The organism is Cellulomonas sp. P5_C6, from assembly GCF_054049635.1.
Genome location: NZ_JBFULZ010000018.1, coordinates 24,330 through 33,807, shown reverse-complemented (window position 1 = coordinate 33,807; position 9,478 = coordinate 24,330). Strand labels below are relative to the sequence as shown.

Sequence of the window (9,478 nt, the reverse complement as noted above, 5' to 3'; positions counted from 1 at the left end):
GTCCTGACCACGTCGGAGGCCGAGGAGGACGTGGTGCGCAGCTACGCGCTGCACGCCAACGCGTACGTCACCAAGCCGGTGGACTTCGACCGGTTCATCGAGGTCGTCCGTCAGATCGACGAGTTCTTCGTCGAGGTGGTCCGGCTCCCCGGTCGCTGACCCGGGAAGAACTCACCGGGGGCGTGTGTTGTCCCCGGTAACCCGGACCGGACGGAAGTGAGCGCAACCCCATGCTGAACCCGAGCGAGATCTACGACGTCGACCCGGAGGTCGCCGCCCAGGTCGAGGCGCGGACCGTGAACGGCGCCGGTCCCGTGCTCGTGCATGTGGTGCGCGGCTTCGTGGACGCGGGCAACGCCGGCCAGCTGGCCGCGGAGCACCTGGTCGACGAGCTGCCGACCACCCGCCTGGCGACCTTCGACGTCGACCAGCTGCTCGACTACCGGTCGCGGCGGCCGGTCATGACGTTCGACCAGACCACGTGGTCGTCCTACGCGGAGCCCGAGCTGGTCGTCGACCTGGTGCAGGACGCGGCCGGCGTGCCGTTCCTGCTCCTGCACGGCGTCGAGCCGGACGTGCAGTGGGAGCGCTACGTGGCCGCCGTCCGGCAGATCGTCGAGCGCTTCGACGTCCCGCTGACCGTGGGCGTGCACGGGATCCCGATGGGCATCCCGCACACCCGACCGCTGTCGGTCACGGCGCACGCCACCCGGCCCGAGCTCGTCGCCGACCACACGTCGTGGTTCGGCACCGTCCAGGTGCCGGCCAGCGCGAGCGCCCTGCTGGAGCTGCGGCTGGGGCAGTCGGGCCACGACGCGGTCGGCTTCGCGGTGCACGTGCCGCACTACCTCGCGCAGTCCGCGTTCCCGCAGGCCAGCCAGGCGGCGCTGACCAACGTCGAGCGCGCGACCGGCCTGGACCTGCAGGTGGGATCGCTGACCGCGGCCGCCGACGAGGCCATGCACGAGATCGAGCGGCAGGTCACGGGGTCCGAGGACGTCGCGGCGGTCGTGCACGCGCTCGAGGAGCAGTACGACTCGTTCACGCGCAACATCGGCCGGACCAGCCTGCTCGCCGGGTCGACGGACCTGCCCACGGCGGACGAGCTGGGTGCCGAGTTCGAGCGCTTCCTGGCGCAGCAGGGCGACGACGGCCCGGCGATCTGAGACCCGTCGCCTTTACCAGATCGTTGTCAACGCGAGTGCGCCGGAAGGGCGAAACCGTGGCGCCGCCCGCGGGCCCGATGTAAGGATGCACACGTTGCAGTGACGTACTCGCTTGACCGGCGTCGTCACCCGGGCCCAGGCCCGGGGGTCGGTTCCGACCAGCCGCTCGCGGCTGGGCCACCCGGTGCAGGACGTGAGGCATTGCGGCACGGTGCGGGCAGAAGGCCGGCGCTGTCACCGGATGGACAGAAGGAAACGAACATGGCACAGGGTGCTGTCAAGTGGTTCAACGCTGAGAAGGGCTACGGGTTCATCGCCCAGGACGGCGGCGGCGCCGACGTCTTCGTCCACTACTCCGCGATCGACTCCTCGGGCTACCGCAGCCTCGACGAGGGCCAGCGCGTCGAGTTCGAGATCACGCAGGGCGCCAAGGGCCCCCAGGCCGAGAGCGTCCGCCCGCTCTGATCGCAGGCTCGTGCGAAGGGCCGTACCCGCCTCGGGTGCGGCCCTTCGTCATGCCGGCGGGTCGACGAGGGCGGGAGCCCTCCCGACGAAGGCCGTGACCTCCTCGCCGTGCAGCAGCCGCGCGGGCGCCGGCAGGCTGCGGACGGCCCGGGCCAGCGGGGCGGACCCGAGCAGGTCGGGGTCGTCCGTGGCGGCGAGCACGACGTTCCCGTAGCCCCGCCCGCGCAGGAGCCCGGGCTCGGCGATCACCGCGACGTCGCCGAACGCCTCGTGCAGGGTCGCACCCTCGGCCCGCGCCCCGGTCAGCGGCGGTCGGTCGGCACAGTTGACCAGGTACACCCCGCCCGGCCGCAGGACCCGCGCCACGTGCGCCACCATCTCGCGCGTGCGCACGTGCGCCGGCGTGAGGTCGCCCGCGAAGACGTCCCGCACGACGACGTCCGCCGACGCGTCGGCCAGCTTCTCCAGCTCCGCGCGCGCGTCCCCGGCGCGGATCCGCAGCGCGGGGGAGCGCGGCAGGTCGAACCACCCGCGGACCAGCTCGGTCAGCGTCACGTCGAGCTCCACCGCCAGCTGGCGGGAGCCCGGCCGGGTGGCGTCGACCGCCCGCGCGAGCGCGCAGCCCGCGGCGCCGAGGTGGACGACGTCCAGCGGGCCGCCGACGTCGCCGACGCGCTCGATGACCGCGGCCATCTGCTGCATGTACTCGAAGTCGAGGTGCGTGGGGTCCGCCAGGTCGAGGTACGAGCTGGGCACGCCGTTGACCAGCACGGTGACGCCGTCGGGGTCGTCGAGGTCGCGGACCAGCTCGACGGTGCCGGTGGCGATGGGCAGCGGCCCCGTGGGCCACGGCGTCCCGGCGCGGGTCCGTGTGGGTGGTCGGTGCGAGCCTGGGCTGCGTCGGGCGGAGCGGTCGCGGGCGGCCATGGGGCCACGCTACGGGGCGCACGGACGGCGGGAGGGCTTGACGCAGATCGAACAGGTGTTCGATACTGGGGTCACGGATCGACGGCAGGCGGAAGGGGACGGCGGCATGGACCAGCAGCTCGGTCGGCGCAGCGCGGGTGGGACGACCACGGGAGCGCCCGTCCCGGCGCGGGTGGACGAGCTGCTCGGCCGCGCGGACGCCGAGCTGCTTGCCGCCCAGTTCTCTCCCGAGCCCTGGGAGCAGCTCTCGCACGCGCACCTCGCCGCCCTCCGGGCCGGTGCCGCCGTCGTCGCCTTCCGCGGCACCCCGACCGGCCGGGGCGCCCCCCGCACGGTCTGGGCCATGCTCGGGGCGGTCGCTCCGGAGCTGAGCTCGTGGTCGACGTACTTCGCGGAGGCCGCCCCGCTGCGGTCGGCGGTGGACGCCGGCAGGTTCGAGCTGGTCGGGCCCCAGCGGGGCGAGGAGGCGGTGTGCGCCGCGGAGGACTTCGTCGACGCCGTGCGTGAGCTGGTGCACGGTGGCGCGGGCGCCGTCGCCGGGCGCACGTTGAGCATGCGCGTCCTGCGGGCGTCGTGAGCACCGGCGGCGGGGCAGTGGCATGAGCCGCGGACCCCGGTCTGCCGGGGCGAAGCGGGACTGGGGCCGCGAGGAGATCGGCTGCTCGATCCTGCACGTCGACATGGACGCGTTCTTCGCCTCGGTGGAGCTCGCGCGCCGGCCCCAGCTGCGGGGGCTGCCGGTGATCGTGGGCGGCGCGAACCGCGGGGTCGTCCTGGCGGCGACGTACGAGGCGCGGGCCTTCGGGGTGCACGCGGCGATGCCGATGTCGGTCGCGCTGCGGCAGTGCCCGCACGCGGTCGTCGTCCCGCCCGACCACCACGCGTAYCACGAGGTCTCGACCGGGGTGATGCGCGTGCTCGGTGACGTGACGGCACTGGTGGAGCAGGTCAGCGTCGACGAGGCGTTCCTCGACGTCGCGGGTGCCCGCCGCCGGCTCGGGCCCCCGACGATCATCGCCCAGCTCATCCGTCGCCAGGTGCGCGAGCAGTTCGGGATCACGTGCTCCGTGGGCATCGCTTCGACCAAGTTCGTCGCCAAGCTCGCGTCCGGGCACGCCAAGCCGGACGGCGTCCTGCTGGTCCCGCGCGCGGCGACGGTCGAGTTCCTGCGCGTCCTGCCGGTCGGGGCGCTCTGGGGAGTGGGTGAAAAGACGGAGGCGGCGCTGGCCCGGTGGGGGATCCGCACGGTCGCGGAGCTCGCGGACAGCGACGTGTCGACGGTGCAGAACGCCGTCGGCAAGGTGGCCGGCGCCCACCTGTTCGACCTGTCGTGGGGGCGGGACCCGCGGCCGGTCCGGCCCGGTCGTGAGGAGCGGTCGCTGAGCGCCGAGGAGACGTTCCCGGCGGACGTCGCCGACCTGGTCGTGGTGCAGGAGAAGGCCCGGGAGCTGGCCGACCGGTGCGCGGTCCGGCTGCGCAGGAACGGCCTGGTCACCCGCACGATCACCGTGAAGGTGCGGACGTCGGACTTCCGCACGCTGACCCGTTCGCGCACCCTGCTGACCCCGACGGACGTCGGCCGCGAGCTGTTCCTGGCGGCTCGGGAGCTCATCGCCGGGGTCGATCTGGGCGGGCTGCCGGTGCGGCTGGTCGGGGTCCGGGCGGAAGGGTTGTCGCCCGCGTCGTCGACGGTCCGGCAGCCGACCCTCGAGGAGGCGTCGGACCAGCCGACGGCCACACGACGGGACGCCGAACGGGCCATGGACATGGTGCGGGACCGGTTCGGGAGGGCGTCGATCTCGGCCGGGGCCTCTCAGTCGACAGGAGTATCCTCGCGGTCGACTACCACCTTCGTTCCGGCGGATCTATCCTGAACCGGAAGAAGGTCCACAGAGCTGACAACGGGGGTCAGGATGCCTCTCTCGGAGTACGAGCAGCGCGTGCTCGAGCAGATGGAACGGCAGCTGACCTCTGACGATCCTCGGCTCGCTAACACGCTGACCCAGCGCGGGCATCGCCCGTTCGGCCGATACGTCATCGCGGGAGTCGGTGCGTCCGTCGGTCTGCTGCTGCTCGTGCTCGGCGCGGCGAACAGCCTGGCCTGGTTGGGTGTCGTCGGGTTCGTCGTGATGTTCGCCGCGGTGGCGTTCGCGTTCGCAGACCCCCGCCGTGGGTCCGGGCGTCGCTCGGGGCCGCAGGGCGTCGTGCAGACGGACGGCAAGGTGAAGCCGGCAACGCCGCCGGCTCGTCAGCGCAGCAGCTTCATGAGCCGTCTCGAGGAGCGCTGGGAACGGCGGCGCGGCGAGAGCGGTCGCTGAGCAGCGTCTCGACGCCGCTCATCATCTCCTCCACCCACCCGGCCAGCACGGCCGGTTCGACGTCGGGCTGCTGCGGCGCGTAACGGTCGCGCTCGAACGTCAGCGCCAGCGCCACCAGGGCCTCCTCCGGCGCCCCTGTCAGGGGTGACCCGCACAGCTCCACCAGCTGCTCCTGCACCGACGCGACGACGGTGCGCGGCGTGTCCGAGTCGGTCCACACGATCCCGCGGGCGGCGAGCCGCTTGCGGGCGCGCAGCCAGGCCCGCTCGGGGGTGAGATCGGCGAGGAACCGGGTGCGGCGCCGCAGGATCGCCAGGCCGAACGAGGCGATGGCCAGCACGATCGCGACAGTGACCGCGGCGGGCAGCCATGCGCGCCCGGCGTCGTTGGTGGAGCCGGTGCTGGATTGTCCCCCCGGAGCGGTCGAGGCGGTCGACTGGGGGCGCGCGGTGGGCAGCACGTCGTCGGGCTGCCCGGCCGGCGCGGAGATCCCGCGGAACGGGTCGCTCCACTGCGGCGGGGCTCCGGTCTGCACGGCGGGCGTCGGCTCGAACCGCACCCAGCCGTAGCCCTCGAAGAACAGCTCGGGCCAGGCGTGCGACTCGTGGCCGGTCACCACGTAGTTGCCGTTGCGGTCGGACTCGCCCGGCAGGAAGCCGACGCCGACGCGGGCGGGGATCCCCAGGGTGCGGGCCATCATCGTCATCGAGGTCGAGAACTGGACGCAGTACCCGCGCTTCGACTGCAGGAAGTCCCAGACGGCGTCCTTGGTCCGGGAGGGCGCGACGCGGGTGTCATAGGTGAAGTTCGTCGTCGCGCGGAAGTAGGTCTGCAGGGCCATGGCCTGCTCGTAGGGGGTCGTCGCGTCGGCGGTGACCTCCTTCGCCAGGTCGGCGATGTCCTGCGTGTGGCTGGTCTCGGGGACGACGAGCGAGGCCCCGTCGTCGCCGGGGTCTCCGATCTCCGCGGCGGCGAGGTCGTCGGCGGTCAGCGAGGGGATCTCGACGGTCATGGCGTACGTCATGCCGTCGAAGGTGCCGCGCCGGCCCACGACCTCGTCGCGCTCGGTGTCGTACTCCCAGGTGCCGGGCACGTCGACCGTGCGGGGGAACGTGCTCATCGGCAGCCGACGCTCGCGCAGGCCGCCGACCTCGACCTGGACGTCGGCGAGGGTGCCGCGCTCGGGGTCGGGGAGGGTGCCGCGCACGGCGGGGTCGGAGGACAGGAGCGTCGCGGGGTCCCACGGGACCATCTCGAAGGAGTCCGCGCGGTCCCACGACTGCCCGTCGAACGTGGTGAGCGTGAAGGCGCGCAGGGGGCCGACGGCGGCCGCGCTGACGGTGGCCGCCGTGGCGCTCGGAGTCGGCGTGGGCGTGGTGCCGTCGCCCGGGTCCGGCGCGACGGGGTTGACCGTGTAGCGGAGCACGACCTGCGAGGACCGGGAGCCCAGGCTGTCGCGCAGGTCCAGGTCGTCGCTGAGCGACATGGGTCCGACCGGCCCGCTGCCGAAGCTGGGCATGCTCAGGCTCGCCCAGCCGGGGAAGGCAGCGACGGCCGGCCCGGCGATCAGGGTCGCGACGATCAGCGAGAGCGAGCACATCACCGCGACCGAGATCCGTCGGGCGCGGTCGCTGTGGGCGGACGCGGGGGCGGCGCTGAGCGCCAGGAGCAGCAGGTAGAAGAACGCGGTCCAGGCGATCGCCCACCCGCTGGCGGGGAACCCGAGGATGATCGCCGGGATCCACAGCGCGGCGAACGCGAATCCGGCCAGCGCCGGCAGGCCGAGCCCGATCGCGACCAGGTCGGCGAGGAGGAAGACGGCGACCGCGCCGACGACGACGAGCAGCTCGGCGGGCCGGACGCCGGCCATCGGCACGAGCGAGGCGTTGATGACGGCGACGCCCTCGTGCGCGGCGGTCAGCGTGCGGTCGAGCGAGCCGGTGTCGGGCAGCACCTGCAGCCGTCCGGGGGGCGCGCCGTASCGGACCAGGATGATGCCGACGGCGACCACGGTGCCGGCCAGCGTGGGCGCCCACCAGGAGCGGGTCACGGCGCGTACGCCGATGAYGATCGCGGCGACGACCAGCACGATGGCCCAGGTCGCGGTGAGCCAGCCGCCGCGCTCGATCAGGCCGGTGAGCGCGTACAGGCTCGCGCAGGTCGCGGCGGCGCAGAGGGCGGACCCCAGGACGGAGCGCGGGCCTCGGGGGATGCGCTGCGGACGCCCGGTCATTGCGCCGACCCCAGGAGCCGCAGCCAGCAGTCGACGATCGGCTCGCCCGGCGTCACGCGGCAGGCCCGCCAGCCGGCCCGGCGCAGCGCCTTGATSGTGTGCTCGGCCTCSGCCTCSTGCGCSGGSGTGTCSGCSCGGACGACGGCCCAGGCCTGSGCGKYGTCGGCGACGTGCGCSAGCGCGGCMCGTGCCGCCGCGCCGAGGGGGCCGAGGACCGCGAGGACGATCTCGCCGCCCGCGTCCGTCGTCTGCAGGAGGTGCGCGGCCGAGACGAGCTCCGCCTCGCCGATCGCGGAGGTGCGGGGCGACTCGAGGTCGATGGTGCGGTCGAGCACCGCGTTGCGCGCACCCGGGCCTGTCCGGTTGTGCACGAACGAGAGCGGGTAGGGCGACGCGTCGTCGCGCAGGCCGCTGACGAGCCGCACGGGGTGGCCGCCGTCGAGCATGGCCAGCGACATCGAGGCGGCCAGCGAGATCGACCACTCGAGGTTGGCCACCTTCGCGGGAAGGTCGAGCAGCACGGACACCGGGCGCATGCCGGCCCGCTCGTCGGAGCGGACCATGAGCGCGCCCTTGCGGGCGCTGCTGCTCCAGTGCACGCGCCGCAGGTCGTCGCCCTCGCGGTAGTCGCGCAGCGACGCGTCGTCCGTCGACGGCGTCCGTGCCCCCAGTGCGACGCGGTCGGGCTCGCCCACCAGGACGTCGCTGGGCGTCGGCAGAGGCACCACCGCGGGCCAGACCGACACCTCGGCCTGCTCGCCCAGCGTCGCCGACGTGCGGACCACCCCGAACGGGTCGCTGCGCGTCACCACCAGCGGGCCGAGCGGCCAGCGCCCGCGCCGGGCCGCCTGCACCGCGTAGCTGACGGTGACCTTGCGGGGCGCCCGGCTGACGCGCGCGCGCAGCGGGCGGCCACCGGAGAGCTCCGTGGCCGCCTGCTCGGCGAACTTCAGCCCGGCCAGCCGGACGCGCGCCGCGGGATCGGTCGCCGAGATCGTGACCTCGATCTGCGCCTCGTCGCCCGCGTGGACCGGGTTGGGAGTCGCGCGACGCTGGACGTTGAGCCGGTGCTTCCCGCGACCGGGGTCGAGCAGGCCGACGCCGACCGCGGCCCCCACCACGAGCAGGAGCGCGAGCGTGCCGATGCGCACCAGGTCGACCGCGCCGAGCACCACGCCGAGCTGCAGCGCGGCGATGCCGGCGACGCCGATCGCCCAGCCGCGGGGGGTGGGTCGCAGTCGCATCAGATCGCGCGTCGGGAGCGCGCGGTGCCCGCCGCCGAGGGCAGCGGGATCCGGTCGAGGATGTCGGTGACGATGTCGGACGTGCTGCGCCCGGACAGCCGGGACTCCGTGCTGGGCAGCAGGCGGTGCGCGAGCACCGGCACGCCGAGCTGCTGGACGTCGTCGGGGAGCACGTGGTCGCGGCCGTCCATGGCGGCGAGCGCCTTGGCCGCCCGCAGCAGCTGGATCGCCGCGCGCGGGGACGCACCGAGCCGCAGGCCCTGGTCCTCACGCGTGGCGGTCACCAGATCGACCACGTAACGCTTGACCGCGGGTGCCGCGAACAAGCGGCGGGTGGTCTCGATGAGGGCCTTGACCTGCGCGGCGTCGGTCACCGGTCGCAGGGTGTCCAGCGGGTCGGACGTCTCCTGCAGGTCGAGCATGTCCAGCTCGGACTCGATGCTCGGGTAGCCGACCGTGAGTCGCGCCATGAACCGGTCGCGCTGGGCCTCGGGCAGCGGGTACGTGCCCTCCATCTCCACGGGGTTCTGCGTGGCCACCACGAGGAACGGACGCGGCAGGGGATAGGTGCGCCCGTCGACGGTCGCCTGCGCCTCCTGCATGCACTCGAGCAGCGCGGACTGGGTCTTGGGCGAGGCGCGGTTGATCTCGTCGCCGATGACCACGTGCGCGAAGACGGGGCCGGGCCGGAACTCGAACTCGTGCGTCTGCGACCGGAAGATGTTGACGCCGGTCAGGTCCGACGGCAGCAGGTCCGGCGTGAACTGGATCCGCCCCACGGTGCAGTCGATGGTCTTGGCCAGCGCCTTGGCGAGAGTGGTCTTGCCGACGCCCGGCACGTCCTCGAGGAGCAGGTGCCCCTCGGCGAGCAGCACGGCGACGGTGACCCGCACCAGCTCGGGCCGGCCGGTCACCACACCCTCGACCGCGGCACGCATCCGTAGCGTGGTCTCGACGACGTCCTCGAGCTCGCTCGACGACGGGACTGCCTGCAGCATGACGCCTCCTTTGGCGGAACTGCGTCCGAGCCTAAAGGTCGGGCGCGCGTTGTTCATCGCCCACAGCGCCCCCACTTCGCTCCACCACCCACCCGGCGGAGCGCCGTCGCACCGCCGCGACCGGGCG

9 protein-coding genes and 1 pseudogene are annotated in these 9,478 nt (G+C 73.7%); 6 read left to right on the top strand and 4 right to left on the bottom strand.

What is annotated here, in order from left to right:
- From ACXJKG_RS03705 to ACXJKG_RS03695, 3 genes and pseudogenes are all read left to right on the top strand, one after another.
- A pseudogene (locus tag ACXJKG_RS03705) lies at positions 1–159 on the top strand (response regulator); the annotation flags it as partial.
- Between the two features lie 71 nt (positions 160–230).
- On the top strand, positions 231–1,166 hold the full coding sequence (locus tag ACXJKG_RS03700; protein ID WP_456844412.1) for a proteasome assembly chaperone family protein: 936 nt from the start codon (positions 231–233) through the stop codon (positions 1,164–1,166).
- A 261-nt stretch (positions 1,167–1,427) separates the two neighbouring features.
- Positions 1,428–1,631, top strand: coding sequence for a cold-shock protein (locus tag ACXJKG_RS03695; protein ID WP_028049841.1), 204 nt, complete (start codon positions 1,428–1,430; stop codon positions 1,629–1,631).
- A gap of 48 nt (positions 1,632–1,679) precedes the next feature.
- On the opposite strand, the gene ACXJKG_RS03690 is transcribed toward ACXJKG_RS03695, so the two are convergent.
- Entirely contained in the window at positions 1,680–2,558 is an 879-nt protein-coding gene (locus ACXJKG_RS03690; protein WP_456844411.1) for a spermidine synthase, read from the bottom strand.
- Positions 2,559–2,664: 106 nt separating this feature from the next.
- Here ACXJKG_RS03690 and ACXJKG_RS03685 point away from each other — a divergent pair, with 106 nt between their 5' ends.
- From ACXJKG_RS03685 to ACXJKG_RS03675, 3 genes are read left to right on the top strand one after another with little or no spacing between them, the layout of a single operon-like run.
- Positions 2,665–3,135, top strand: a complete 471-nt coding sequence (locus ACXJKG_RS03685) for an SAV_6107 family HEPN domain-containing protein (protein ID WP_456844410.1) — start codon at positions 2,665–2,667, stop codon at positions 3,133–3,135.
- Positions 3,136–3,157: 22 nt separating this feature from the next.
- On the top strand, positions 3,158–4,432 hold the full coding sequence (gene dinB / locus ACXJKG_RS03680) for a DNA polymerase IV (RefSeq protein WP_456844409.1): 1,275 nt from the start codon (positions 3,158–3,160) through the stop codon (positions 4,430–4,432).
- Between the two features lie 39 nt (positions 4,433–4,471).
- The gene (locus ACXJKG_RS03675) at positions 4,472–4,876 is read left to right on the top strand and encodes a DUF3040 domain-containing protein (protein WP_456844408.1); all 405 of its coding nucleotides are present in this window, start codon (positions 4,472–4,474) and stop codon (positions 4,874–4,876) included.
- Here ACXJKG_RS03675 and ACXJKG_RS03670 read toward each other — a convergent pair.
- The 3 genes from ACXJKG_RS03670 to ACXJKG_RS03660 are packed head-to-tail and all read right to left on the bottom strand — an operon-like array spanning position 4,821 to position 9,351.
- Positions 4,821–7,109 carry a transglutaminase TgpA family protein gene (locus tag ACXJKG_RS03670; RefSeq protein ID WP_456844407.1) on the bottom strand — a complete coding sequence of 763 codons (2,289 nt, stop codon included), beginning with the start codon at positions 7,107–7,109 and terminating at the stop codon, positions 4,821–4,823. The two genes, ACXJKG_RS03675 and ACXJKG_RS03670, sit on opposite strands and share 56 nt — an antisense overlap.
- Positions 7,106–8,353, bottom strand: a complete 1,248-nt coding sequence (locus tag ACXJKG_RS03665; RefSeq protein WP_456844406.1) for a DUF58 domain-containing protein — start codon at positions 8,351–8,353, stop codon at positions 7,106–7,108. Before ACXJKG_RS03665 ends, ACXJKG_RS03670 begins: the two co-directional genes overlap by 4 nt.
- Complete coding sequence (locus ACXJKG_RS03660) at positions 8,353–9,351, bottom strand: AAA family ATPase (protein WP_456844405.1); 999 nt, start codon at positions 9,349–9,351, stop codon at positions 8,353–8,355. Before ACXJKG_RS03660 ends, ACXJKG_RS03665 begins: the two co-directional genes overlap by 1 nt.
- Between the last annotated feature and the right edge of the window lie 127 nt (positions 9,352–9,478).

Coding starts and splice junctions, on each gene's coding strand:
- ACXJKG_RS03700 (WP_456844412.1), top strand. CDS start 231: ATGCTGAACCCGAGCGAGATCTACGACGTCGACCCGGAGGTCGCCGCC.
- ACXJKG_RS03695 (WP_028049841.1), top strand. CDS start 1,428: ATGGCACAGGGTGCTGTCAAGTGGTTCAACGCTGAGAAGGGCTACGGG.
- ACXJKG_RS03690 (WP_456844411.1), bottom strand. CDS start 2,558: ATGGCCGCCCGCGACCGCTCCGCCCGACGCAGCCCAGGCTCGCACCGA.
- ACXJKG_RS03685 (WP_456844410.1), top strand. CDS start 2,665: ATGGACCAGCAGCTCGGTCGGCGCAGCGCGGGTGGGACGACCACGGGA.
- ACXJKG_RS03675 (WP_456844408.1), top strand. CDS start 4,472: ATGCCTCTCTCGGAGTACGAGCAGCGCGTGCTCGAGCAGATGGAACGG.
- ACXJKG_RS03660 (WP_456844405.1), bottom strand. CDS start 9,351: ATGCTGCAGGCAGTCCCGTCGTCGAGCGAGCTCGAGGACGTCGTCGAG.